Source organism: Paenibacillus elgii NBRC 100335 (assembly GCF_004000865.1).
Classification (GTDB): domain Bacteria; phylum Bacillota; class Bacilli; order Paenibacillales; family NBRC-103111; genus Paenibacillus_G; species Paenibacillus_G elgii.
Genome location: NZ_BIMB01000034.1, coordinates 25,633 through 50,918, shown reverse-complemented (window position 1 = coordinate 50,918; position 25,286 = coordinate 25,633). Strand labels below are relative to the sequence as shown.

Annotated in this window: 29 protein-coding genes; all 29 read left to right on the top strand. The window is 50.7% G+C overall.

The annotated features are described in order from the left end of the window. The first annotated feature begins 157 nt into the window (after positions 1 to 157). The 29 genes from hslV (at position 158) to PEL01S_RS22410 (ending at position 25,244) form a co-directional block, all read left to right on the top strand. The gene (gene hslV, locus PEL01S_RS22550) at positions 158 to 700 is read left to right on the top strand and encodes an ATP-dependent protease subunit HslV (protein WP_010491321.1); all 543 of its coding nucleotides are present in this window, start codon (positions 158 to 160) and stop codon (positions 698 to 700) included. An 11-nt stretch (positions 701 to 711) separates the two neighbouring features. Next, positions 712 to 2,115, top strand: coding sequence for an ATP-dependent protease ATPase subunit HslU (hslU, locus tag PEL01S_RS22545; protein ID WP_174806990.1), 1,404 nt, complete (start codon positions 712 to 714; stop codon positions 2,113 to 2,115). 24 nt (positions 2,116 to 2,139) lie between these two features. After that, positions 2,140 to 2,913: a GTP-sensing pleiotropic transcriptional regulator CodY gene (codY, locus tag PEL01S_RS22540; protein ID WP_063186340.1), complete on the top strand. Its 774-nt coding sequence runs from the start codon at positions 2,140 to 2,142 to the stop codon at positions 2,911 to 2,913. 242 nt (positions 2,914 to 3,155) lie between these two features. After that, entirely contained in the window at positions 3,156 to 3,557 is a 402-nt protein-coding gene (flgB, locus tag PEL01S_RS22535; protein ID WP_063186342.1) for a flagellar basal body rod protein FlgB, read from the top strand. A gap of 3 nt (positions 3,558 to 3,560) precedes the next feature. Beyond that, positions 3,561 to 4,016, top strand: a complete 456-nt coding sequence (flgC, locus tag PEL01S_RS22530) for a flagellar basal body rod protein FlgC (protein WP_063186344.1) — start codon at positions 3,561 to 3,563, stop codon at positions 4,014 to 4,016. 22 nt (positions 4,017 to 4,038) lie between these two features. Beyond that, positions 4,039 to 4,341, top strand: coding sequence for a flagellar hook-basal body complex protein FliE (gene fliE, locus PEL01S_RS22525; protein WP_108533918.1), 303 nt, complete (start codon positions 4,039 to 4,041; stop codon positions 4,339 to 4,341). A gap of 44 nt (positions 4,342 to 4,385) precedes the next feature. Then, the gene (fliF, locus tag PEL01S_RS22520) at positions 4,386 to 5,981 is read left to right on the top strand and encodes a flagellar basal-body MS-ring/collar protein FliF (protein ID WP_063186348.1); all 1,596 of its coding nucleotides are present in this window, start codon (positions 4,386 to 4,388) and stop codon (positions 5,979 to 5,981) included. Between the two features lie 13 nt (positions 5,982 to 5,994). After that, positions 5,995 to 7,011, top strand: coding sequence for a flagellar motor switch protein FliG (gene fliG, locus PEL01S_RS22515; RefSeq protein WP_025850755.1), 1,017 nt, complete (start codon positions 5,995 to 5,997; stop codon positions 7,009 to 7,011). Beyond that, a complete protein-coding gene (locus PEL01S_RS22510) occupies positions 7,004 to 7,822 on the top strand; it encodes a FliH/SctL family protein (protein WP_127461915.1) in 819 nt (272 codons plus the stop codon). Before fliG ends, PEL01S_RS22510 begins: the two co-directional genes overlap by 8 nt. A gap of 3 nt (positions 7,823 to 7,825) precedes the next feature. Beyond that, on the top strand, positions 7,826 to 9,145 hold the full coding sequence (gene fliI, locus PEL01S_RS22505) for a flagellar protein export ATPase FliI (protein WP_127461914.1): 1,320 nt from the start codon (positions 7,826 to 7,828) through the stop codon (positions 9,143 to 9,145). A gap of 8 nt (positions 9,146 to 9,153) precedes the next feature. After that, positions 9,154 to 9,594 (top strand): flagellar export protein FliJ, encoded by a 441-nt coding sequence (gene fliJ, locus PEL01S_RS22500; protein WP_127461913.1) that lies wholly within the window; start codon positions 9,154 to 9,156, stop codon positions 9,592 to 9,594. 27 nt (positions 9,595 to 9,621) lie between these two features. Then, the gene (locus PEL01S_RS22495; RefSeq protein WP_063186355.1) at positions 9,622 to 10,545 is read left to right on the top strand and encodes a magnesium transporter MgtE N-terminal domain-containing protein; all 924 of its coding nucleotides are present in this window, start codon (positions 9,622 to 9,624) and stop codon (positions 10,543 to 10,545) included. 26 nt (positions 10,546 to 10,571) lie between these two features. Beyond that, positions 10,572 to 12,047 (top strand): flagellar hook-length control protein FliK, encoded by a 1,476-nt coding sequence (locus tag PEL01S_RS22490; protein WP_127461912.1) that lies wholly within the window; start codon positions 10,572 to 10,574, stop codon positions 12,045 to 12,047. A 34-nt stretch (positions 12,048 to 12,081) separates the two neighbouring features. Next, complete coding sequence (locus PEL01S_RS22485; protein ID WP_010491300.1) at positions 12,082 to 12,531, top strand: flagellar hook capping FlgD N-terminal domain-containing protein; 450 nt, start codon at positions 12,082 to 12,084, stop codon at positions 12,529 to 12,531. Continuing rightward, the gene (locus PEL01S_RS22480; protein WP_127461911.1) at positions 12,528 to 12,905 is read left to right on the top strand and encodes a TIGR02530 family flagellar biosynthesis protein; all 378 of its coding nucleotides are present in this window, start codon (positions 12,528 to 12,530) and stop codon (positions 12,903 to 12,905) included. Before PEL01S_RS22485 ends, PEL01S_RS22480 begins: the two co-directional genes overlap by 4 nt. Before the next feature lie 175 nt (positions 12,906 to 13,080). Beyond that, positions 13,081 to 13,905: a flagellar basal body rod protein FlgG gene (gene flgG / locus PEL01S_RS22475; protein WP_127461910.1), complete on the top strand. Its 825-nt coding sequence runs from the start codon at positions 13,081 to 13,083 to the stop codon at positions 13,903 to 13,905. A gap of 54 nt (positions 13,906 to 13,959) precedes the next feature. Next, on the top strand, positions 13,960 to 14,181 hold the full coding sequence (locus PEL01S_RS22470; RefSeq protein WP_010491294.1) for a flagellar FlbD family protein: 222 nt from the start codon (positions 13,960 to 13,962) through the stop codon (positions 14,179 to 14,181). Position 14,182: 1 nt separating this feature from the next. Further along, positions 14,183 to 14,662: a flagellar basal body-associated FliL family protein gene (locus tag PEL01S_RS22465; RefSeq protein WP_029191230.1), complete on the top strand. Its 480-nt coding sequence runs from the start codon at positions 14,183 to 14,185 to the stop codon at positions 14,660 to 14,662. 41 nt (positions 14,663 to 14,703) lie between these two features. Next, positions 14,704 to 15,705 (top strand): flagellar motor switch protein FliM, encoded by a 1,002-nt coding sequence (gene fliM / locus PEL01S_RS22460; protein WP_063186358.1) that lies wholly within the window; start codon positions 14,704 to 14,706, stop codon positions 15,703 to 15,705. Further along, complete coding sequence (fliY, locus tag PEL01S_RS22455; RefSeq protein ID WP_063186360.1) at positions 15,695 to 16,945, top strand: flagellar motor switch phosphatase FliY; 1,251 nt, start codon at positions 15,695 to 15,697, stop codon at positions 16,943 to 16,945. Before fliM ends, fliY begins: the two co-directional genes overlap by 11 nt. Positions 16,946 to 16,996: 51 nt before the next feature. Continuing rightward, positions 16,997 to 17,359: a response regulator gene (locus PEL01S_RS22450; protein ID WP_063186362.1), complete on the top strand. Its 363-nt coding sequence runs from the start codon at positions 16,997 to 16,999 to the stop codon at positions 17,357 to 17,359. Between the two features lie 232 nt (positions 17,360 to 17,591). Continuing rightward, a complete protein-coding gene (locus PEL01S_RS22445; protein ID WP_239551458.1) occupies positions 17,592 to 18,065 on the top strand; it encodes a flagellar biosynthetic protein FliO in 474 nt (157 codons plus the stop codon). Further along, on the top strand, positions 18,062 to 18,826 hold the full coding sequence (gene fliP / locus PEL01S_RS22440; protein ID WP_063186366.1) for a flagellar type III secretion system pore protein FliP: 765 nt from the start codon (positions 18,062 to 18,064) through the stop codon (positions 18,824 to 18,826). The genes PEL01S_RS22445 and fliP overlap by 4 nt, the downstream gene beginning before the upstream one ends. Positions 18,827 to 18,851: 25 nt before the next feature. After that, positions 18,852 to 19,121 (top strand): flagellar biosynthesis protein FliQ, encoded by a 270-nt coding sequence (fliQ, locus tag PEL01S_RS22435; protein ID WP_088833250.1) that lies wholly within the window; start codon positions 18,852 to 18,854, stop codon positions 19,119 to 19,121. Between the two features lie 12 nt (positions 19,122 to 19,133). Then, complete coding sequence (fliR, locus tag PEL01S_RS22430) at positions 19,134 to 19,916, top strand: flagellar biosynthetic protein FliR (protein WP_108533911.1); 783 nt, start codon at positions 19,134 to 19,136, stop codon at positions 19,914 to 19,916. Between the two features lie 18 nt (positions 19,917 to 19,934). Continuing rightward, positions 19,935 to 21,026: a flagellar biosynthesis protein FlhB gene (flhB, locus tag PEL01S_RS22425; protein ID WP_036676421.1), complete on the top strand. Its 1,092-nt coding sequence runs from the start codon at positions 19,935 to 19,937 to the stop codon at positions 21,024 to 21,026. Positions 21,027 to 21,050: 24 nt separating this feature from the next. Further along, on the top strand, positions 21,051 to 23,084 hold the full coding sequence (gene flhA / locus PEL01S_RS22420; protein WP_063186369.1) for a flagellar biosynthesis protein FlhA: 2,034 nt from the start codon (positions 21,051 to 21,053) through the stop codon (positions 23,082 to 23,084). Beyond that, complete coding sequence (flhF, locus tag PEL01S_RS22415; protein WP_127461909.1) at positions 23,081 to 24,382, top strand: flagellar biosynthesis GTPase FlhF; 1,302 nt, start codon at positions 23,081 to 23,083, stop codon at positions 24,380 to 24,382. Before flhA ends, flhF begins: the two co-directional genes overlap by 4 nt. Then, entirely contained in the window at positions 24,375 to 25,244 is an 870-nt protein-coding gene (locus PEL01S_RS22410; RefSeq protein ID WP_063186373.1) for a MinD/ParA family protein, read from the top strand. Before flhF ends, PEL01S_RS22410 begins: the two co-directional genes overlap by 8 nt. Positions 25,245 to 25,286 lie beyond the last annotated feature (42 nt).

The window sequence follows — 25,286 nt, the reverse complement described above, 5'->3', positions numbered from 1 at the left end:
TTCGCCAAACTAAGCTTGAAACAGCTTAGTTTTCGTCTTGTTGACAACTAATTTATGCAGCATCTGCGAAGTTCCGGAAGCCCGCAGCAAGTGCTATTGTGGGCGGAAAAGCGCTTAATCCGAAGCTTTTCTTTACAATGAGGAGGATATCGGGCCCATGGAGCAATTTCACGCCACGACGATTTTTGCCGTCCGCCATCAAGGCAAGGGTGCTATTGCGGGGGACGGACAAGTGACCTTCGGCAACAGCATGGTCATGAAAAGTCAAGCCAAAAAAGTGAGAAGATTGTATCGCGGCAATGTCATAGCCGGGTTTGCCGGTTCAGTCGCCGATGCGATTACATTATTCGAGAAGTTCGAGGCGAAGCTGGAAGAGCATCATGGCAATTTGCAGCGGTCTGCCGTCGAACTGACCAAAGATTGGCGCCAGGATCGCGTGCTGCGCAGACTGGAAGCGATGATGATCGTGATGGACCGAAGCGGTCTGCTGCTTTTATCCGGTAACGGGGAAATCATCGAGCCGGATGACGGCATCCTGGCGATCGGTTCCGGGGGCAGCTTTGCGCTCGCCGCCGGCCGGGCGTTGCACCGTTATGCGCCGCAGATGAGTGCGAAGGAAATCGCCCATGCCGCGCTTACGATGGCGGCCGAGATTTGCGTGTTTACGAATCATAATATCATTGTTGAAGAAATCGAATGATCCAGGAGGTTATGACGTTGAAGCAAATAGCCTTAACCCCCAGAGAAATCGTAGCCGAATTGGATAAGTATATCGTCGGACAGAAGCAGGCCAAGAAGTCCGTCGCTGTCGCGCTGCGCAACCGGTACCGCCGAAGCCTGCTTGAAGAATCGCTCCGCGACGAGATCGCGCCGAAGAACCTGTTAATGATCGGGCCAACTGGCGTCGGCAAAACGGAAATCGCGCGCCGCATGGCTAAGCTGGTCAATGCGCCGTTTATCAAAGTCGAGGCGACCAAATTTACGGAAGTCGGATATGTCGGACGCGATGTCGAGTCGATGGTCCGGGACTTGGTGGAAACGTCGATCCGCATGGTAAAAGCAGAGAAAACCGATAAGCTTAAGGACCGTGCGGAGCAAATGGTGCACGACCGGATCGTATCCATCCTTGTACCTAGTCCTTCCAAGCACCGGGGTCAGCGCAATCCGCTGGAAATGCTGTTTGGCCAGCAGAACGCGGGCCATACGGATACGGAGCCGGAAACGGATTCGTCGATTGCGTCCCAGAGGCAGGAAGTTAAGGAACGCCTTCTGCGCGGCGAGCTTGAGAATCAAGTGATCGAAATTGAGGTGGAGGATAGCTCTCCTTCGATGTTCGATATGCTGGCGGGACAGGGCAACGATCAAGCGGGCATGAATATGCAGGAGCTGTTCGGAAGCCTGATGCCGAAGCGCACGAAAAAGCGCAAGCTCCCGATCAAAGAAGCGCGCAAAGTGCTGCTTCAAGAGGAAGCCCAAAAGCTTCTGGATATGGACGAAGTGATTCAGGAAGCGGTGAAGCGGGCCGAGCAGGGGGGCATCATTTTCATCGACGAGATCGATAAGATATGCAGCTCCAGCCGCGGCAGTGGGCCGGACGTCTCACGTGAAGGTGTGCAGCGGGACATTTTACCTATTGTCGAGGGATCGACCGTCATGACCAAGTACGGCCCTGTAAAAACGGATTATATCCTGTTTGTGGCGGCAGGGGCATTCCATATCGCGAAACCGTCGGATTTGATTCCCGAGCTTCAGGGGCGTTTTCCCATTCGGGTCGAGCTGAGCAGTTTATCGGAGCAGGACTTTGTGCTCATATTAAAAGAGCCGAAAAATGCTTTGACAAAACAATATACGGCACTACTGGAAACTGAAGGAATACGTGTCGAGTTTTCTGACGAAGCGATTCTGGAAATTGCCCGGATTGCCGCTGACGTGAATCAGAATACAGACAACATCGGCGCCCGCCGTTTGCATACCATTTTAGAGAAATTACTGGAAGATTTGTCCTTCGAGGCCCCGGAAATCACGCTTGAGCAAATCATAATCTCACCGGAGTATGTCAGGGAAAAGCTGTCCGGTATCGTGCAGAACCGGGATCTCAGCCAATACATTTTGTAATCGTCAACTTTGGAGGCAAGACTAATGACACTTTTGATGAAAACGAGAAGGCTGAATAAACTGCTGCAAAAGGAAGCGGGGAACCCGGTCAGTTTTATGGACATGGCCGCGGTGCTGAGCGATATTTTGCAGGCGGATATATTTGTCGTCAGTCGGAGAGGAAAGGTGCTGGGGAGCGCGTTCACAACGCACGTATTCGAGGCTGGCGTGAACGAAACGGTGTTACAGGAAAACCGGTTTCCGTCCGAATATAACCAGCTTTTACTCAAGGTAGAGGAGACGTCCTCCAACCTGGAGCCAGGCAGCGAATTCGATATCTTTCAACAAATTTCGCATGATTCAGGCTTTTACATGACGATTGTTCCGATTATCGGCGGCGGCGAACGTTTGGGAACGCTTGTTCTCACAAAACGCAACGGCATGTTTATCGATGACGATCTAATTTTGGCGGAATATGGTTCTACTGTTGTGGCAATGGAGATTTTGCGTGAAAAAGCGGAGCAGATTGAGATCGAAGCCCGGGGGAAAGCAGTCGTTCAGGTGGCGGTCGGTTCGTTATCCTTCAGCGAGCTGGAAGCAGTCGAACATATATTCGAGCAGCTTGAAGGGTCGGAAGGCCTACTTGTGGCCAGCAAAATTGCGGATCGCGTAGGGATTACCCGTTCGGTGATTGTCAATGCCCTGCGTAAGCTGGAAAGCGCCGGTGTCATTGAAACGCGTTCGCTTGGCATGAAGGGAACATACATTCGTGTTTTGAACGATCAATTGATGGCTGGAATCCAAAGTGTGAAAGCGTAGTCAACATTCTCAAAAACGTGAAATATTTAACATTTAGGGCTCTATATGCAAATATAGGGCTTTTTTCATATTGTATTCACTTCCAAGATCTCTCAATATAGATGTAGTTCTCGTTTACTACATTTTACGACAAACTGTATTGTATTTTTTTTATGTTTAGATGTCGAAGGAAGGAGGATATTACGTTATCTTGTTGAATAACTAGATTCAGAATCATCCATCTGGAAAGTGGGAGTCAACGCATGAATATTTTAAGCAAACCCTCATTTCAAACGCTGGAGCGTGCCCTGGATGCCGCCGCACTTAGGCAAAAAGTGATTGCCGACAATGTGGCAAATGTCGACACGCCCTTTTTCAAACGGTCGGAAGTTCGTTTTGAAGAACTGCTGCAGCAGGAAATGAACGGAGCCGGGATTGAAGGGTATCGGACCGACCCGAGACATTTTTATATCGGCCGCCCGCCAAAGCCGGAACCGCAAATCGTTCGTGACAACCAGTCGATGATTAACAACAACTTGAATAACGTCGATATCGATTACGAAATGGCGCTCATGGCCAAAAACCAGCTTCGATACAACGTAATGGTCCAACAAGTTAGCGGCGATATCAAAAAAATCAGAACAGCTATCGGCGGGAGAGTGTAACGGATGAAACTTACAAACGGATTTGACATCAGTTCTTCCGCACTAACGGCGCAGCGCTTTCGGATGGACGTCATTTCGTCCAACATCGCCAATGCGGATTCGACAAGAGCGCGAATGGTAAACGGCAAATGGGTTCCGTATTCGCGCAAATTGGTGTCTTTCGAACCAAAACAGCAAAATTTCGCCGATTCGCTTGCCAATGCCATGTCCGGTAAAAATTCGGGAGCCGGTGACGGCGTACGGGTAACTCAAGTGATAGATGATCCTTCTCCTTTTAGGCAGCATTACGACCCGACGCATCCGGATGCGGACGAGAACGGCATGGTACTTTTGCCCAACGTGGACGTTTTGAAAGAAATGGTCGATATGATCTCGGCTACCCGGTCCTACGAAGCCAACGTCACCGCATTGAACGCTTCCAAAGCTTTGATCGGGAAAGCGTTGGAAATCGGGAAATAGTTAACGAAAAGGAGTAATAATTATGATCGAATCCCTGAAATTGCAGCAGCCGCAGCAGATTGCCGGCGCCGTTCAGCCTAAAGTAACAAGCGCAGCTGAAGTTACGGACCAGTTCGGAAAATTTTTGAGCGATGCGATCGCCGACCTGAATACCCAACAGTCCACTTCCGATGTCATGAAGGAACAGTTTGTCAAAGGAGAAATTTCCGACGTGCATCAACTGATGATCGCCTCTGAAAAAGCGTCCTTGGGATTAGAGCTCACGGTTCAAGTGCGAAACAAAGTCATCGAGGCTTATCAAGAAATCATGAGAACGCAAATCTAATCTTCAAACGTACCTGACGAGGGTTCATCAGATGGGGTGAAAGAGTGAACGAAAATGTGCTCCAATATTGGAACCGAACGAAGCAATATTGGAATCAATTCAGCAAAACGCAAAAGTGGACTGTTATCGCAACTGTGATTTTAGTCATACTGACGGTAGGTATTATTAGTTATAATTTTTCTAAAACCGAGTACGCCTTGGCTTACACGAACTTGCAGCCAAGCGATGCAGCGGCCATCAAAACGTACTTGGACGGCGCCAAAATCCCGTACCAGCTCAGCGAAGACGGAAAAAGCATCGGCGTACCGCGCAGTCAAGTCGCCAGCGTCAAGCTTGCCGTCGAATCGCAAGGCTTGAACAAAAACGGCAACGTCGGCTATGGCGCCTTCAGCCAAAGCAGCACCTTCGGCACCACGGACAGAGAGTTCGATGTCAAATACGTGAACGCTGTTCAAGGCGAGCTGCAGCAGCTCATTAACTCGAACAATGCGATTGCAAGCTCGAAAGTATTGATCAGCTTGCCACAGGAAAGCTTGTTCTTGCGGAAGGGGGAGCAACCGGAGAAAGCATCGGCCTCCGTCGTGCTTGATGTCAAGCCAGGCTACACGCTTGATCAGGCCAAGGTCGATACGATGTATAACTTGGTTTCCCACAGCATCAAAGGGCTGCCGGTCGAGAACATTACGATTTCCGATCAAAACGGTGATCTGCTTGAGTACTCCAAGGCGAGCGGTAAAGTGAACGGAGCTTCCAATCTCGCTTTGCAGCAGTTCGAAATCAACAACAAGTTCAGAAACGACGTGCAGCGTAACGTGCAGCAAATGCTCGGCTCCATTCTCGGCCGGGACAAAGTGATCGTAAGTGTGTTCTCTACAATGAACTTCGATCAGACGAGACGCAAAGAGCAGCTGGTGACTGCGCCGAATACGGTAGACCAAACCGGACTCGATATTTCGATTCAAGAGATCCAAAAGAACTATACGAGCGACGGCAGCGGAGGGACGTCCGGCGTACCGGGAACGGGCGCGACGGATGTGCCAGGATACCCGGGAAGCAGCAACAACGGAAAGACGAATTCCGAAGAGGTGCAAAAAACGGTAAACCGGGAAGTCAACCGGATCACGAACGAAATTGAGATGACGCCCTACATAGTAAAAGATTTAAGCATTAACGTCGGCATTGAACCACCCGATCCGCAAAATCCGGCCTCGCTTACGCCAGAGACGGTGAATGAGATCCGGAACATGCTCGTCAACGTAGTGCGTGCAGGCTTGGCCGATAACAAGCCACAGATAACGGACGCGGAGCTACTTAAAAAAGTAACTGTGTTTCCGCACACGTTCGCTAGAACGAACGAAAGCCAGGGAACGAGCACGAATTCGATGCTGCTCTACGGTGCGCTCGGCGGACTGGCCCTTGCATTGCTTGGCGGAGGCGCCTACTGGTTTATGCGCAGACGCAAGGCGCAGCAAGAGGAAGAAGAAGAAATTCTGGACGAGTCGCCGCGAGTGGAATTCCCGACCATCGATATCGATAACTTGAACAATGAAAATCAAGTGCGCAAGCAGCTGGAACAGCTTGCTAAGAAAAAGCCGGAAGAGTTTGTTAATCTGCTCCGCACTTGGTTAGTAGACGAATAGAGGTGTGCAACACTTGGCTAAAGTACAGCAACCGGGTTTAACGGGGCGACAAAAAGCCGCAATACTTTTGATTAGTTTGGGTCCGGAAGTGTCCGCTCAAATTTTTAAACATCTGCGTGACGAAGAAATTGAGCAGCTCACTTTGGAAATAGCCAATGTCAGGAAAGTTGACAACGCCGAAAAAGAAGCGATCTTGGCAGAGTTCCATCAAATTTGCTTAGCCCAAGAATTCATATCGCAAGGCGGTATCACTTATGCGAAAGAGATTTTGGAGAAAGCGCTCGGATCTCAAAAAGCATTGGATATCATCAATCGGTTGACGGCGACGCTTCAAGTGAGACCTTTCGATTTTGCCCGGAAAGCCGATCCTGCTCAAATCTTGAACTTTATTCAGAATGAAAATTCACAAACCATTGCTCTGGTTCTCGCGTACCTGCAGCCGGAGCAAGCCTCCATCATCCTGTCTTCGCTTCCTCAGGAGAAGCAGGCGGATGTGGCGAAACGGGTTGCCTTGATGGACAGCACGTCGCCGGAGGTCATCAGCCAAGTCGAGCGGGTACTTGAGCAGAAGCTTTCCGCCACAGTTACGCAGGACTATACGAATGCCGGCGGGATTTCGGCCGTCGTTCAAATTTTGAACGGCGTCGACCGCGGGACAGAGCGTACGATCCTCGACTCGCTCGAGATTCAGGATCCTGAGCTTGCCGAGGAAATCAAGAAGCGGATGTTCGTATTTGAAGACATCGTCAACATCGACAACCGTTCGATCCAACGGATTATCCGCGACATCGAGAATGCCGACCTCCAACTGGCGCTTAAAGTGGCCAGCGAAGAAGTTCGGGAAGCCATTTTCAAAAACATGTCCAAGCGGATGGCCGAAACGTTCCGGGAAGAAATGGAATACATGGGTCCGGTTCGACTGCGTGACGTCGAAGAAGCACAAACACGCATCGTAGCTACGATCAGGCGTTTGGAAGAAGCCGGTGAAATCATCATCGCCCGTGGCGGAGGAGATGATATTATTGTCTAATGTCATCAAATCGTTTCAATATGTAGCTATGGAAGACAGCAAGCTTGTCGAGCTTCCGGCCCCTCCCGTTCTTAAACAAGAACAGCTGCAAGACGGCGAACTGACGGAGGAACAACAGCTTGAGCTCGACAATCTGATGCAGATGAAGGACCAGATTCTTCAAGACGCCGAATCGTTTGCTGAAGAACAAGTACGCGCCGCCATGGATGAGGCCGCAGCCATCAGACAGCAGACCCAAGCCGAGATTGAAGCTTGGTGGGACGAGCGTAGACAATTGGATCAGGAAACGATCGAGCAAGCGATGGACCGGGGCTTCGAGCAAGGCTACCAGGAAGGGTTGGCCAGAGCCGAAGCGGAGCTTCGCCAGCAGTACGACAGCATGCTGCAGGAAGCGTCGCAAATCTTGGAACAATCGTACGTACTAAAGCAGCAGATCATTCAAGAATCCGAACCGTTCTTAATCGAGCTCAGCTGCTCGATTGCCGAGAAAATCGTCGACCGCCAGCTGACGCTGGAATCCGAATGGGTCATCGAACTGATCCAAAAGGTACTTTCGCGGCGAAGAGAAAAGGGAATTATTGCGCTTTGCGTATCGCCTTCTCAATTCTCCTATATACAAGACGCACGAGAAGAACTTTTGTTGCACTTAGATTCGCAAGCGGAGCTACAAATTATTCCGGATGCTTCGGTACAAGATCGCGGATGCGTCATTCGGTCCTCCTTCGGAAGCATCGACGCCCGCATCGACACGCAGCTGAACGAAATCAAGAATGCGCTTCGGCAAGTGGCGCTGCGAAGCGAGGGATCTTAGATCATGCAGGTGCCATCCGCGCAGAAATACATAGAACATTTAAGTCAAGTCGACCCGGTGCGCGTAAACGGAAAAGTCACTCAGGTCATTGGATTAACGGTCGAATCGGAGGGACCGGATGCGAGCATCGGCGACGTATGCTACATCTATCCGCTCAAATCGAACCAGCCGCTCAAAGCGGAAGTTGTCGGCTTTAAGAACAACAAGGTTATTCTTATGCCGCTCGGTGAACTTCATGCGATCGGTCCGGGCTGCGATGTAGTCGGAACGGGCAAGCCGTTGACGGTGCAGGTGGGGCACGAACTGCTCGGCAAAGTGCTGGACGGGCTCGGGCAACCGCTCGACGGGACGTTTTTGCCATCGCGCATGACACAATATTCTACTAATAATATACCTAACAATCCGTTAAAACGGCCGCGCGTTCTAGAGCCGATAAGCGTCGGCGTACGATGCATCGACGGTCTGCTGACGATAGGCAAGGGACAGCGCGTAGGTATTTTCGCCGGGTCCGGCGTCGGCAAAAGTACGCTGATGGGAATGGTCGCCCGCAACACGTCAGCTGATGTGAATGTAATTGCGCTAATCGGAGAACGCGGCAGAGAGGTACTCGATTTTATCGAACGCGATCTCGGTCCCGAAGGGCTGGCCCGTTCGGTTGTCATTGTGGCAACATCGGATCAACCGGCGCTCATCCGGATCAAGGGCGCGTTAATCGCTACGACGATCGCCGAATTTTTTCGCGATCGCGGGATGAACGTGATGATGATGATGGACTCGGTGACCCGGTTTGCCATGGCACAGCGTGAAGTTGGCTTGGCGGTAGGTGAGCCTCCTGCAACTCGCGGCTATACGCCTTCCGTATTTGCAACGCTTCCCAAGCTATTGGAGCGGTCGGGCACCGGACCTAAGGGTTCTATTACGGCCTTTTACACGGTTCTTGTCGACGGGGATGATATGAATGAGCCGATTGCGGATGCTGTACGGGGAATACTGGATGGTCATATCGTGTTGAACCGTAACATAGCTAACCGCGGGCACTACCCCGCTATCGACGTTCTTGCTAGCGTTAGCCGGGTGATGAAAGAAATTGTTCCTAACGAGCAACAGCTTGCGGCCGAGAACATGAAAAGATTGCTATCTGTGTATAAAGATTCGGAGGATCTGATCAATATCGGGGCGTACCAGCGAGGATCAAATTCCGAAATTGATCAATCTCTCGACTCGATACAAGCGATATGGGATTATACGCGACAGCGCGTCACGGAGAAGCTGACATACGCGGAAGCGCAGGAAAGGCTAATTCGAGAATTTTACAGGGGATGAGAAGGAGCATGCGGTTTCGATACGCTTTTCAAAAAATCGTTGATTTGAAGATGAACGAGAAAACGCAAGCGGAATGGATGCTGTCCGAAGCCATTGGTAAAATGCATGCGGAGGAATCCTCTCTGGCCGAGCTGGAGAAAGCCAAGCATGAGATGCAGGAGGAGCTGCATAAGTCTTCGAGCCAAGTGACAACGGTATCCAACCTGCTCATGATGCAAAGTTACGTGAACCATATTGACGGCCGCATTCAGCTCAAGCATCGGGATGTGCAAGCAGCCAAAACGATCGTGCAGCTCAAGCAGGATGATTTAACCGGTAAGATGATTGAAGAAAAGGTTTGGACGAAGGCAAAGGAAAGAGCGTTTCAGCAATTTTCCAGCGAAGTTTTGAAGAAAGAACAAAATCAATTGGACGAAATGGCGACGAATCGTTTTAAACGGCTGTCGTAATTCATGAACATGCGGGGAGGTGAGGAAGTGGCAAACACAGATACGGAGCAGTCCTCCTCTTACGGAGCTATGGAGCGGTTTCTAATATGGTTCCTGATCCCTTTTGTTTTTACAGCTGTACTGCTCGGCGTTCTGTTGACGATTTTCGATTATGACGTGATGAACAACGTCCTTCGGGCGGCCAATAAAATTCCTATCGTGAACAGCATCATCCCTGATCCGAAAACGAAGGAAACGGCAAACAAGCCGGAAACGGCTCAACCCGCCGGGACCGAGTCGTCCGCTCCGGCACAGGATAATGCGAATGCCGGCACGACGGCCAAGCTTCAGGAAATGGAGCAGGCGCTGAAAAAGGCGGAAGCCTCGCTGCAGCAGCGGGATGAGACGATTAAGGAATTGCAGCTCAAGAACAGTACATTGGAAGAAAGCGCAAAAAGCAAGACTTTGAGCGACGAGGAGTATGCGCATCAAATTCAACAGCTTGCTACCATGTATGCGAAGATGTCGCCGAGCAAATCGGCGCCGATTATGGAGAACTTAACCTCCAAAGAATTGGTTCTGGTGCTGGGGATGATGAAGCCGGACGAGCGCGTCAAGGTGCTGGAGAAAATGGACCCGAAGAAGGCTGCTGACGCCTCGATTCTGCTGAAGGACCAAACGAACGTAAGGGATACGGAAATTGCAGCCCTGCAGGAACGCTTGAAAGAATTGGCGTCGCAGAGCAAGCAGCCTGCAGATAAGCTGAGCAAAGACGATTTGGGCAGCACGTTTTCGAATATGACGCCCAAAAGTGCGGCTACTGTCCTGATGGAAATGCAGAAATCGAATCCCGACAAAGTGATCTCCATCTTGAGTTCTATGGATAGCGGCGGGCGTTCCAGAATTTTAGCGGCTATATCGGATCAGTCCAAAGAAACCGCAGCACTGATTTCGGCCCGACTGGTTCAATAATCATAATGGAAAGGAGGTGAAAAAAGATGGAAATTTCGACACAAACTTCTGTGGCCGCATCTGCCGGAACATCCGTTGCCGGATCGAACGCTTCAGGCAGTACGGGGAACGCGGCCGGAGGGACTGGATCCTTCTCGTCGGCGCTAACCGGTATGATGACTGGCGATGCTTCTGGATCTGGGGCTACCACTGCAGGAAACGCCGGTTTGTCGGCACTTGCTCAGCTGATTGCTCCTTTAATTGCTGCGCTTCCGCAGACGGCGGATCAGGCGCAGGCTCAAACGGCTCAACAAATCGACGGCTTAATCCAACTGCTCGACTCGGCTAAGGGCGAGGATGCGAATGCGCTGATGAACAATCCGGATTTGCAAGCTTGGTTGCTGCAGCTTCAAGCGCTGCTGGCGGCACTTCCCTTGAATCAGGCGGAAACCGGTCAGGCGACTGCTCCAACAGGCGAAGGAAACAAACCGGAAGAGCATGTAGATGCGCTTAATCCGCTGCTGTTTATTCCTTTGACACCTGCTGTGGATCCAACTGCGGAGACGAAAAACGATGAGCTTGGTGCGATTCAGCAGCCCAAAGCGCTGACGGCGCAGGAAGCCGCCGCAATTTTGAAGCAGTTGAAGGATCTGGTAGCGGAAGGGAAAGTTGATGCGAAGCTTCAGCAAACCGTGAAAGAGTTGCCGGCTGTTCTGATGTCGGCTGCGTCCAAATTAAGCGAGTTGCAAAAGCCTGGCGCCGATCAACGACGTGTTTCTTCTACTATACAGACTGCAGCGACAGCGGAAGCAGCTCCGTCTTCGGATGCCGGGAAGCTTGTCCAAGTGGTCTCCAGCCCGGTGCAAAAGCTCGAAGCGCTTACAGCCAAGGCTGCGATGGTTCAGCTTCATCTGGACCCGCCGAAAGCAGACGAAGGGCCTCTGTTTGAACCGCTGAACGCGGGAATGGCAGACGGAACGGAAGGCCAGCCGATGCCGCTGCAGGAATACATCAAGCAGCAGGGCAATCATGCGCAGATAAAAGCGCCTGTTGTGCAGATGCAGGCAGCTACGTTTTCGGAGGACATGACGCAGTTTGTCGTTCGTTCCATATTTATGGGAACTTCGGCAGACGGGATGACCGAGGCTAAAATTTCGTTGTACCCTCAGCATCTCGGACATGTCGAAGTTAAATTGACCATGCATAACGGACAACTGATTGCCCAGTTCGTAGCGGACAGCTTGGCCGGTAAGGAAATGCTGGAGAGTCAGTTATCGCAGTTGAGAACGACACTGCAAAGTCAGGGCATCCAGGTGGAGAAGCTTGAAGTAAGCCAAAGCCAGAACTACCAGTCCGGCATGTTCCAGGAAGGACGCCAACAGCAGCAGTCCGGACAATCCTCCAAGCAGCAGAAAGCCGCCAGCGGCCGAATTGCCGCGATGGAAGATGAGCTGAAGGAAGAAGCGAAGGCTTCGAGCACCGCAGACAGTCTGGGAACCGGATCGATTGACGTTACGGCCTAAGTAAGCTTACACCGATGGAGCAGGGGGTGAAACCGTGCCCGATTCAAATGTCAGCACCAGGAATATATGGCCGTATTACGCCAAAGGAAATATTCAGAACGCCGGCAAAGCCGAGGAAAAAGGGAAATTGGGACAAGACGAATTCCTTAAAATTCTGATGACCCAATTGCAAAACCAGGATCCGACGCAGCCGCTGCAGGATAAAGAATTCATCGCTCAAATGGCTCAATTTACATCTGTGGAGCAATTGACCAAAATGAGCTCGGAAATGAAAATGCTTCGGCAGTCGCTAGGATTTGCATCCAGTTTGATTGGTAAAAAGGTTACCTACACCTACGTTGACAAGAACAATAAGTCTATCGTCAAAACCGGAACTGTGGAGTCCATCCTTATGAAGAAGGACGAGCAGTACGCAAAAATTAACGGCGACGAAGTGAAGATGGATCAGATCAGCCAGATTTCCAATCCGGAGGTAACTCCATGACGGATCGAATAACGGTTGGTCGTCTGTTTCCCAATCCCGTATCGCCGCAGCCCGTACGACGAACGGACCCGGAACCGCGGGCCCAGACAACCTCGTTCGATGCGATGCTGCAAAATCAACTCGTGCGCTTCAGTCATCACGCGGAAGAACGTTTGCGGCAGCGAGGCATTCAGCTGGCGCCCGAGCAGCTTGTCAAGCTCAACACTGCGATTGACAAAGCCGCGAGCAAAGGGGCAAAGGACTCGTTGATGCTGATCAACGATACCGCTCTGATCGTCAACATCAAGAACCGCACGGTAGTTACAGCCATGGACGGAGCATCGATGAAGGATAACGTATTTACCCAAATCGATTCGGCCATGATTATTTCGTAGCGATAGGCCGGCCCGAATTTCGGAGGCCGAGGTTGTGGACCGACTGAAACAACCGAAGAACGAATGCATTTTAGATTGCTGTAACTGACCCCATTCGAAAGCCCAATTACACATCATCATTGACAACTGTTTTCATCCATCGATGCGCAGTTGCAATATGGGAGGATAACTATCGATGTTAAGATCGCTTTATTCCGGCGTTTCGGGTATGAGAGGCTTTCAAACGAAGCTTGACGTCATCGGCAACAACATTGCAAACGTGAATACGTACGGCTTCAAAGCCGGACGGGTAGCGTTCAAAGACATCATGAGCCAAAAGATTTCAGGCGTAACGGCACCGACGGATACTGTGGGCGGCGTTAATGCCAAACAAATCGGACTTGGCGTGACAGTTGGCGCTATCGATACTCTCCACACACCGGGCAGCGCCCAGACGACGAATAAAATAACGGATTTGCGTATTGACGGAGACGGGTTCTTCCTTATATCTCCGACTCCAGATGTAAACGGGCAGCCGCTTCTTACACGTGCCGGCAATTTTGATCTGGATGCCCAACGTCGTCTCGTTACGGCGGACGGCATGTTCGTTCTGAATACTACCGGTGTAGGTGTGCAGTTGGACGAAGCTGTTACCGCATTCTCGATTTCGCAGTCTGGTGAAATTATCGCGATCGGAGCTGACGGAGCTGCAACGCCGACCAATCAATTCATCGCTGTCGCCAAAGTAACAAATCCGGGCGGATTGGAGAAAATTGGCGGAAACCTGTACCGGACGACGCCAAACTCGAATACGGAAGAAATCACTCCCGATACGTCCTTGGCCAACAACCCGACTACGGGAACCGGCGCTATCGTTTCCGGACAGCTTGAAATGTCCAACGTAGATTTAACGTCCGAGTTTACGGAAATGATCATCGCACAGCGCGGATTCCAGTCCAACTCGAGAATTATTACCACATCTGACGAAGTGCTTCAAGAAGTCGTCAATCTGAAACGATAGTTTGATTCAAGGGGGAGAAGTTCTCCCCCGACTTTATCCTTTCGGAGGTAACCGATGGTCCGCCTGACACGGCTTAATGGGAAAGCAATCGTTCTGAACGCGCTTTTGATCGAATCAATTGAAGAAACGCCGGACACGATGATCACGCTGGTGACCGGTAAAAAAATCATGGTGCTCGAGCCGGTGACGGAAGTAATGGACACCGTACATCGCTTTTTGCAAACCGTAGGTCTTGTCGGCGGTACGGTTAAGAGCCTGAATTCGGAGGGGTCGTAAGTTGTTTAAAAGCAGAATTTTCATAATGGTTGTTGCTATTCTTATTGCGATTACATTGATATTGACGGCTGCATTCGTCCTGTGGAACTATATGGATAAAGCCAATCAGAACCCTCAAGAGCAGGCGCAAAGTTCTGCCCGCGACGTAAAACAAGCCAAAAAGCTGACCCCGGATGAGGTCAAGCAAAATACAGTCATCATGAAAGACGTGCTTACCAATTTGGCCGGGGGCAATGGCAAATTCGTTAAATTGAGCTTTGCCTTTGAACTGGAAAATAAGAAGGCCAAGGAAGAGTTTGAGAAGCTGGACAGCCAAATGAAGGCCATTGTCATTCAAACGCTATCCGATATGACACCGGAGCAAGTATCGGGAAGCAAAGGCTTCGACAATCTTACTTCCGCCCTTATGAATAAAATGAACCCGCTTCTCCAATCGGGAAAAATGAATCAAATCTTGATTACGGATTTCGTACTCCAATAACTACATAAGCATACTGCAGCAGTTCAAAGGAGGTGACGCTAATGGTTGATGTTCTTTCACAGAATGAGATTGACGCCCTGCTAGCGGCGCTTTCTTCAGGGGAAATGGATGCGGAGGAGCTTAAAAAGGAAGAGACGCAGAAAAAAATACGGGTGTACGACTTTAAACGTGCCGTGCGTTTCTCCAAGGATCATATCCGAAGCTTAACCCGAATTCATGAAAACTTTGCCCGATATTTGACGACATATTTTTCCGCTCAGCTTAGAACCTTTGTCCAGATTAACGTAGTGCAGGTCGAACAGCTGCCTTATGATGAATTCATCCGCTCCATTCCGAAGATGACGATTCTCAACATCTTCGAAGCGGAGCCGCTGGAAGGCCGCATGGTGCTTGAGGTTCACCCGAACGTAGCCTTTGCGATGCTGGATCGGCTGTTAGGCGGAGCGGGGACATCGCCAACGAAGATCAATGCGTTGACCGAGATCGAGACCATTGTCATCGAACGGATTTTCAGCCGGGCCTTCGACAGTTTGCAAGAGGCTTGGAAGACGATTATCGATTTGTCTCCGCGGCTGGAGGCGTTAGAGACGAATCCGCAGTTTATGCAGATCGTATCGCCTAACGAAACGATCGCGTTAATCTCGCTCAGCACCAAAATCGGCGACACGACCGGGATGATCAACCTGTGTATCCCGCATGTCGTCATCGAACCGATTATGCCGAGATTGTCAGTGCACCATTGGTTCGTTTCCCAGAAAAAAACAAGCGCGCCGGAGGAACTGACGGCTCTGCAGTCCAGGCTGCATAAAGCGAAACTGCCGATTATCGCGGAGCTGGGCTCTTCCCAAATTTCCGTGAGGGAGTTTTTGAACCTCAACGCCGGGGATGTCATTACGCTTGGCAAATCCGTGAATGAGCCGTTGGATATTCGTATAGGGGAAAAGTTGAAGTTTTACGGCAGTCCCGGAACGACGCGAGGCAAGCTGGCTGTCCAAATCAGCGAGATTGTCCAAGAAGAAGGAGTGGAAGAGAATGACGAATAACAAGGATTATTTGTCTCAAGAAGAGATCGATGCGCTATTGAGACAATCGGGCGATGGCGAATCCTCCGCTATTTCCGAGTTTGTTCCTCAAGTAGAAGATTATTTGTCTTCTTTGGAGCAAGATGCGCTTGGCGAAATCGGAAACATTACATTCGGGAGCGCGGCTACTGCACTTTCCACCCTGCTTGGCAAAAAGGTGGATATTACGACTCCGAAAGTATCCATTATCGCTCATTCTGAACTCGCCGACGAGTTTCCAAAGCCACACGTGGCTGTCCATGTAAACTACGTCGACGGCTTTCATGGGATCAACCTTCTGGTGATCAAAACCCGGGATGCCCAGGTCATCGCCGATTTGATGATGGGCGGAGACGGAACGGGACAAACGGAAGAACTCAGCGAAATTCACATCAGCGCGGTTCAGGAAGCGATGAACCAAATGATGGGCTCGTCCGCTACATCGATGTCGACGATCTTCAACCGGTTTGTCAATATCTCGCCGCCGGGAATCGACATATTAAATTTAGCGTCTGGGGAAGGAACTGCCTCCCTGCCTCGAGAAGATGTATTTATCAAAATCTCTTTCCGACTGACGATCGGCGACCTGATTGATTCGACAATCATGCAGCTGCTGCCGGTCCCTTTCGCCCGAGAGATGGTGTCTACTTTAATGGGAGGTGGAGACGCAATAGAGGAACCTGCACCGGCGCCTGCACAATCCGCGCCCGTTTCCCAACCGGTATTGGAGCAGCCAGCCCATACCGCGCCAAGCGCTTACGGACAAGATCCTTATTCGCAGCCTCCTGTAGGGCATCAAGCGCCGCCGCAGCACGGTTATCAGCAGCCGCCGATGGCTCCGCCTGCAGCGCAAGCTTATCCGCCGCAGCCGGCCAACTACGGTGTTCCGACGGCACGGGGAGTGAACGTCCAGCCGGCTCAATTTGCCAATTTCAGTCACCCGCAGCTGTCTCCTGCAGAAGATACGAACTTGAATCTGCTGCTCGATATCCCGCTTAAAGTGACGGTTGAGCTGGGGCGTACGCATAAGGTCATTAAGGACATTCTCGAATTGTCTCAAGGATCGATCATCGAACTGGACAAGCTGGCCGGGGAACCTGTCGATATTTTAGTCAATAACAAATTGATCGCCAAAGGCGAAGTCGTCGTCATTGACGAAAACTTCGGTGTCCGCGTGACGGATATTGTGAATCAATGGGATCGGATTCAAAAATTACAATAAGAAAATAACCAACAAGATTACTTAAGCACCCTATAGGAGGAATGGTTACCCATGGCAAACCGTATTTTGATTGTAGATGACGCAGCATTTATGAGAATGATGATTCGCGATATTTTATCGAAAAATGGCTATGAAGTTGTCGGAGAAGCGAACGACGGCGCACAAGCGATTGAAAAATTTAAAGAGCTCCGCCCCGATCTGGTTACGATGGATATCACGATGCCGGAAATGGACGGTATCCATGCACTTAAAGAAATTAAGAAGCTTGATGGAAATGCCAAGGTCATTATGTGCTCCGCTATGGGGCAGCAGGCTATGGTTATCGATGCGATCCAGGCAGGCGCCAAAGATTTCATCGTGAAGCCGTTTCAGGCGGATCGTGTTATTGAAGCGATTAAGAAAACCTTGGGATAATTTCAACCAGGGGTTAAACGATGGGTCTTGCGCAAATTGAAAGGAAAGTGAAAAGTTGAGAAGACTCATAGCCATGTTATCGTCCGGTGTTGCTATGGTTTGGATGCAAACAGCAGTATGGCCTGCTGCTGTTTGTTTCGCGGAATCGGAAAAACCAGCCCCTTCCGGGGCGGGAATGCTGGGAACACCGGATCGGCTTGTAACGGAAGGCAGTTCAGGGGGCACGTTCTGGATGATCTTCCAAGTCCTTTTTTTTCTTTTACTTATTATCGGAATTTTTCTGTTCATCGTGAAGATGATTTCGCAGAAAAATAAATTTTTATCCGGGCGGTCAATTCGATCCTTAGGCGGATTACCGCTCGGACAAAATAAATCGATTCAAGTAGTCGAAATCGGCCGTTCGCTTTATATCGTCGGAGTAGGGGAGAACATTCAGCTGCTCGAAAAGATCGAGGATGAAACCGAGGTCGCTTTGATTACGGAACTGATGTCCTCCGGTCCGACGTTTGCAGGTCCAACCTTCGATTCTATCGGAGGCTGGCTCAAAAAGCTTCGCAATAAGCCGGCAGTCGAAGAAGACATGGAAGTGACAGCCTCGTTCCAAGAGGTGTTTCACACGAAAATCCAGCATATGTCGGATCAGAAGAAACAAATGGAGCAGCTGCTCAAGCAAGACACTAATTCAGATCGGTTGAATGATAAATGATGAAATTCAATAAGAGGCTCATTTTCCTGCTGATTCTTCTTGTTCTGTGCGGTTCGTTCGCAAGCTCTGCCTATGCGGCCGATCCGATTCCCGGAATCAATATCGATATCGGGACATCCGACAACCCGCAGGGGGCTTCGAGCGCCATTACCATCGTGCTGCTGATTACCATTCTCAGCATCGCTCCGGCCATTCTGATTCTGATGACCAGCTTTACCCGAATCGTCATCGTGCTCGGCTTTGTCCGGACGTCGCTCGGTACGCAGCAAATGCCGCCGAACCAAATGCTGATCGGTCTTGCGTTATTTCTGACCTTTTTCATCATGGCGCCAACGCTTGGGGACATTAACCAAACGGCTTTGCAGCCATATCTTAAGGGAGAGCTGACCCAGACGGCAGCGCTGGAGAAAGCATCCGTTTCGATCAAGAAGTTCATGTTTCAGCATACCCGGGAAAAAGACTTAAAGCTGTTCCTGGACTACACCAAGGCGCCAAGGCCCAGCGGAGTGGAAGATACGCCGATTACGGCACTTGTTCCCGCTTATGCGATTAGCGAGTTAAAGACGGCGTTTCAGATGGGCTTTATGATCTTTATTCCGTTTTTGGTCATTGATATGGTCATTGCCAGTACGCTGATGGCGATGGGGATGATGATGCTGCCGCCGGTAATGATTTCGTTGCCGTTCAAAATATTGCTGTTCATTCTTGTGGACGGTTGGTATCTCGTCGTTCGTTCGCTTCTGCTCAGTTACAATACATAGATGGACCAGCCGGGAGGAGAGCGCATTGAGCTCGGAATTTGTAATCAAATTGGCCGGAGAAGCGGTATACACCACGCTTAAAGCCAGCGCTCCGATGATGGTGCTGGCGCTGACGGTCGGCTTGATCATCAGTGTGTTTCAAGCGACGACGCAAATCCAGGAGCAGACCCTGGCCTTTGTTCCGAAAATCGTCGTTGTGCTGCTTGCGATACTTATATTCGGTCCTTGGATACTGACGACACTCGTTGATTTTACCTATAATCTTTTGAATAACCTGTATAAATACGTGGGATAGGTTGTGGGTGAAATGGAGTGGGTTTTGCAGTATCTTCCCGGATTTTTGTTGTTTTTTTGTCGGATTTCTTCGTTTTTTGTCGTCGCACCCGTATTTGCGGCTCGTAATGTGCCGATGCAGTTCAAGGTGGGGCTCTCGTTTTTCGTTGCTTTTATAACGTTCTTCAGCATCGGGCTGACGACGCCGGTGGCTATGGATTCGCTGTATATTCTTTCCGTTTTCCGGGAAGTGTTTGTGGGACTAAGCCTCGGTTTCATAGCGTATATGTTCTTTCAGGTCGTTCAAATCTCCGGTGCGTTCATCGACCTTCAAATGGGGTTCGGTATAGCGAACGTCATCGATCCGCTGACAGGAGCGCAAAGTCCGATTCTGGGCAACCTGAAGTACATGATCGCCATGTTGTTATTTTTAAGTTTCAACGGCCATCATTACCTGCTCGAAGGAATTATGCGAAGCTACGAATGGATTCCTTTGAATAACGAATTGTTTGTTAAAAATTATAACGGTCAGCTTTCGGACTTTATGCTGAAGACGTTCTCTCAAGTCTTTGCCATAAGCTTTCAAATGGCGGCGCCGCTTGTCGTCGCGATGTTTCTGACCGATGTCGGTCTTGGGCTTCTCGCTCGGGTAGCCCCGCAGTTCAACATTTTCGTCATTGGAATTCCGGTGAAGATTATCGTTGGTTTTATTCTGCTGCTTCTCTTGTTTCCAGGATACGAATTGATCTACAAAGAGAAATTCTCAACCATGCTGGAAACGATGGCCAAGTTTTTCGGATTGTTCGCTGGCAGTTAGCGTGTGAGGAGGCAGGCCGTGGCTGCACTACGTTTAAAGCTGGATTTGCAATTGTTCTCGGGAGAGAAAACGGAAGCGGCGACGCCTAAGAAAAAACAAGAAGCCCGCAAAAAAGGGCAAGTGGCCAAAAGCATGGAAGTGCCGGCCGCCTTCATCTTGTTTTTCTCCTTCTTATCGTTTTTCTTATTCGGAGGCTACATGAAAGAGCGACTCGTCGGTTTGTTTCGCTCGATCTTCATCGACTTTCTCAATATGAACGTCACCATGGATAACAGTATGGTGTTATTCGAAAAGATCGCTACACAGATGTTTTTGATTCTCGGTCCGATTTTTTTAATCTCGATGGTCATTGGCGTTGTCGGAAATTATGTGCAGATCGGCTTTTTGTTTACGGGCGAGCCGCTCATGATGAAGTTTAGCAAAATTAACCCTCTCGAAGGGGCAAAGCGGTTGTTCTCTATGCGGGCCGTCGTCGATTTTCTCAAATCGGTGCTCAAGATGACGGTCATCGGCGTTGTTGTGTATTCGACGCTAATGGCGGAAAAGGACAACATACTGCAGCTCGCGCGGCTGCCGCTCGAAGAAATCATCGCTTTCACGGCCTCCTTGACACTGCAGTTGGGGATAAAAATCGGATTGATTTTGATCGTCATGGCAATTTTGGATTATATATATCAGCGTTACGAGCATGAGAAGAGCTTGCGGATGTCCAAGCAGGATATTAAAGACGAATATAAGAAAACGGAAGGGGATCCGCTGATTAAAGGGAAAATCCGCGAGAAGCAGCGCCGCATGGCACTGCAGCGGATGATGCAGGACGTTCCTAAAGCGGACGTCGTCATCACGAACCCGACGCACTTTGCCGTCGCGCTTCAATACGATGCCTCCAAAATGCAGGCGCCTACCGTTATCGCCAAGGGGACCGATTACATCGCCTTGAAGATAAGGCAGATTGCCAAGGATAACGGCATCATAACGATGGAAAACAAACCGCTCGCCCGCGCGTTATACGCACAGGTTGAGATCGGAGAATCGATACCGGCCGATATGTTTCAGGCCGTAGCCGAGGTGCTGGCATACGTATACAAAGTTAAAGGAAAAGCGAACTAATTCCGGAAGGGAGGACACCCTGCAATGAAAGCAAAAGACCTGGTCGTGCTGATCGGCGTGATCGGCATCGTTCTGATGATGGTCGTCCCGCTGCCGATATGGTTGCTGGATGTCCTGCTGATTATTAACATATCGGCGGCTCTCATGATCATTTTGATCGGCATGAACACACAGGACGCGCTTCAGTTCTCCATCTTTCCGTCGCTCCTGCTCATCACCACCTTGTTCCGGCTTGCGCTGAACGTATCGACGACCAGAAACATTTTGGCCCATGGGGACGCGGGCAACGTAGTCAGCACCTTCGGGTCGTTCGTTGCTCAGGGCAACATTGTCGTCGGCTTCGTAGTCTTTATCATTTTGGTGCTGGTACAGTTTATCGTCATTACCAAAGGTTCCGAGCGGGTTGCTGAGGTGGCCGCACGGTTTACGCTCGATGCGATGCCGGGGAAACAGATGAGTATCGACGCGGATTTAAACGCAGGGCTAATTAACGAACAGCAGGCCCGAGAACGACGCGAGAAAATTTCGCGCGAGGCGGACTTTTACGGCGCGATGGACGGTGCGAGTAAATTCGTCAAAGGCGATGCGATCGCCGGCATTATCATGCTGCTGATCAATATCATCGGCGGCTTAATTATCGGAATGGCGATGAAAGGGATGTCGCTTAAGGACGCGGGATCGCTGTATTCGATCCTGACGATCGGGGACGGTCTCGTCAGCCAAATTCCGGCGCTGCTGATCTCTACCGCAGCGGGGATTATCGTGACGAGGGCGGCGTCCGAAGGAAACTTGGCGCACGACTTGACATCGCAAATCTTTTCGTATCCAAAGCTGCTTTATATTGTAGCGGGAACGATTACGGCGCTGGGCATTTTCACGCCGATCCATCTGATCACTACATTGCCGATCGCTGCCGTACTGGCATTCGCGGCTTATAAGATGCAGCAGACGATGAACCGCAAGCAAGCCGCTGAAGTCCAGCTCGAGGAGGAACAGCAAATCGAAGAAGTACGAAGCCCCGAAAGCGTTATCGGCTTGCTGCAGGTCGATCCGATCGAGTTCGAATTCGGCTACGGGCTCATCCCGCTGGCCGATACGCAGCAGGGCGGCGACTTGCTCGATCGCGTCATTCTCATCCGCAGACAGTGTGCACTTGAGCTCGGAATCGTCGTGCCGGTAATCCGGATTCGCGATAACATTCAACTGCGCCCGAACGAATATGTCATTAAGATTAAAGGCAACACGGTCGCACGCGGCGACTTGCTTCTCGGCCATTATTTGGCAATGAGCCCGGGAATCGACGACGATTCGATTACGGGAATCGATACGCTGGAGCCGGCCTTCGGGCTGCCGGCGCTATGGATTGACGAACAGACCAAGGAACGGGCCGAGCTTTCCGGCTACACGGTCGTCGATCCGCCATCCGTCGTCGCGACGCATTTGACGGAAATTATTAAGAAGCATGCTCACGAGCTGCTGGGCCGCCAGGAAACGAAGGCGCTTATCGAGAACGTCAAGGAGCATCACCCGGCGCTGGTCGACGATTTAATCCCGAACGTACTGTCGATCGGCGACGTGCAAAAAGTGCTGGTCAAGCTGCTTCGCGAAAAAATATCCGTCCGCGATCTCGTCACCATTCTGGAGACGCTGGCCGATTACGGCACATATACGAAGGACCCGGAAGTGCTGACGGAATATGTCCGACAGGGCTTATCCAGACAAATTACGCAGCAGTATACGATCGGCGGCGAGTCGCTGAAAGTCATTACCGTCGGGCCGACGCTCGAGAAAAAAATTGCGGAATCGGTACAGCAATCGGATCAGGGCAGCTATCTCGCACTCGATCCGACGTCCAGCCAAGTGATCTATCAGAAGGTAACCGATCAAGTAACCAAGCTGCTTCAAGCCGGTCAGCAGCCGATCGTTCTCACCTCGCCCACCATTCGGATGTACTTGAGGCAGCTGCTTGAACGTACGATGCAGGATATTCCGGTTTTATCTTACAGCGAGCTTGAACCGAGCGTTGAAATTCAGAGCATGGGGGTTGTTAATCTGTGAGAGTGAAGCGGTATGTCGTAGACTCCATGCCGGATGCCCTGCAAAAAATTCGCACGGACCTCGGGAAAGACGCTGTCATCATCAATACGAAAGAAATTCGTTCCGGCGGATTTCTCGGCATGTTTTCGAAGAAAAAGATCGAAGTGATCGCTGCCACAGATTCCGCAGCCGGAAGCGGACAGCCGGCTTCCGGCAAGTCGGCGACCGCTACGTTAGCGAAGCCGGTCGCCCCGGCGGCGACTTCGCTTGTGAACAGTCCGGCTGCGGCTACCGCTTACGGGATGCAGCGGGACCGGGAGCGGGAAGCGCAGCCGGCGCTGTCGTTTCCCGAAGTGCCGGACGTGCTCCCGCCAAGCCCGCCTCCTCAGGCTGCTGCACCTGCTGGGGCACAGCCGGCTTCCGTAAGCGGCAGAGCGAAGGAAGACACGCTTCTTGAAGAGATCAAGCAGATGAAGGAAATGATGCAGAAGCTTTCTTCACAGCGTATGCCGGAGGCAGCCCAAGATCCGGTCTTCATGGAACTGGAGCGGCGGCTGCTCGATCAGGAGATCGACTCGCAGATGGTCCAAGAGCTTTTGGCCCGGGTAGCGGAGGAAGCCGAAGCCGAAGACGTACCGGTCACGGAAGAATTCGCACTTCAATCTCTCCGGGCGCAGCTTTTAACGCTCCTTCAGCCGCAGGACGGCAAAGGGATCGCTTCCGATACCCGAATCGCTCATTTTGTCGGGCCTACGGGCGTTGGCAAGACGACGACGATTGCAAAACTGGCTGCCGAACAAGTGCTGAAGCACCGTCGCAAGGTCGGGTTCATCACCTCGGATACGTACCGCATCGCGGCGGTGGAGCAGCTCAAGACGTACGCTACCATTTTGAACGTGCCGCTTGAGGTTGTCTTTTCTCCGCTGGATTTGAACAAAGCGCTTGAAAATTTGAAAGACTGCGATCTTATTTTTATGGATACGGCCGGTCGAAACTTCCGCAACGAGATGTATGTTTCGGAGCTGAATGCGCTGCTTCAATCCGAAGGGAAGAGCGAGACGTTTCTGGTGCTCAGCTTAACGACCAAGTATAAAGATATGAAGGCCATTACATACAACTTCAGCAAGTTCAAATTAGATAAAGTATTGTTTACGAAAAAGGACGAGACCGATTCGTACGGCGCCGTCGTTAACCTAATCCGCGATTTCGGATTGCAGACTTCTTATATCGCCAACGGGCAGAGCGTTCCCGACGATATCGAGGAGTTGAACGAGGGGCAGCTGATCGATTGGATTCTGGAGGATAACAACCATGAATGATCAGGCACAAGAGCTTCGGAATCTGATCAGGCATCGAGCCAACTCCGCAGAAAAGCCGACACGCATCCTCGCCGTTACGAGCGGTAAGGGCGGGGTCGGCAAATCGAACTTTACACTTAATTTTGCTCTTACGCTTCAAAAAAAAGGCTTTAAGGTACTCGTTTTCGACGCCGATATCGGTCTGGCCAATATCGACGTGCTCATGGGTATTTCACCGAAGTACAATTTGTATCATTTGTTGAAAAAAGAAAAGACGATTTGGGACATTATTCATAAGGGCTATAACGATTTGCAATTTATTGCAGGAGGCTCGGGTTTCAACGACCTGATCCGGCTGTCCGAGGAACAATTGGATTATTTTCAAGAGCAAATCGGCCAGTTGAACGGACATGCGGACTTTATCATTTTCGATACGGGGGCCGGGTTGTCCAAAGAAACGCTCAAATTTATCGTTGCCGCACAAGAAACGATCGTGGTGACGACGCCGGAGCCGACCTCGATTACCGATGCGTATGCCATTATAAAAATGGTCAATTCGATGGATTATGACATTCGTTTCCGGCTGGTCGTCAACCGGGTGACCGATTGGCGGGAGGGCAGGCAAACCGCCGAGAAGATCAGTATGGTCGCCAAGCAATTTTTGAATCTGGACATTCCAACCATCGGCTACGTGCTTGATGATGCTGCGGTGTCCAAAGCCGTAAAAAAGCAGGTGCCTTTTACCGTAGCTTTTCCGTCGAGCGGCGCATCGAAATCGATCTATGATCTGACCGATGATTTTATTGCGAACCAAAGGCCGGCGGATATGAGCTCGGGGGCGGTCAAAGGCTTCTTGAACCGAATGATTAAGCTGCTTAAATAAAAGGGAACGTCCTCCGACCTTCAGAATCAGACACAACGCAGA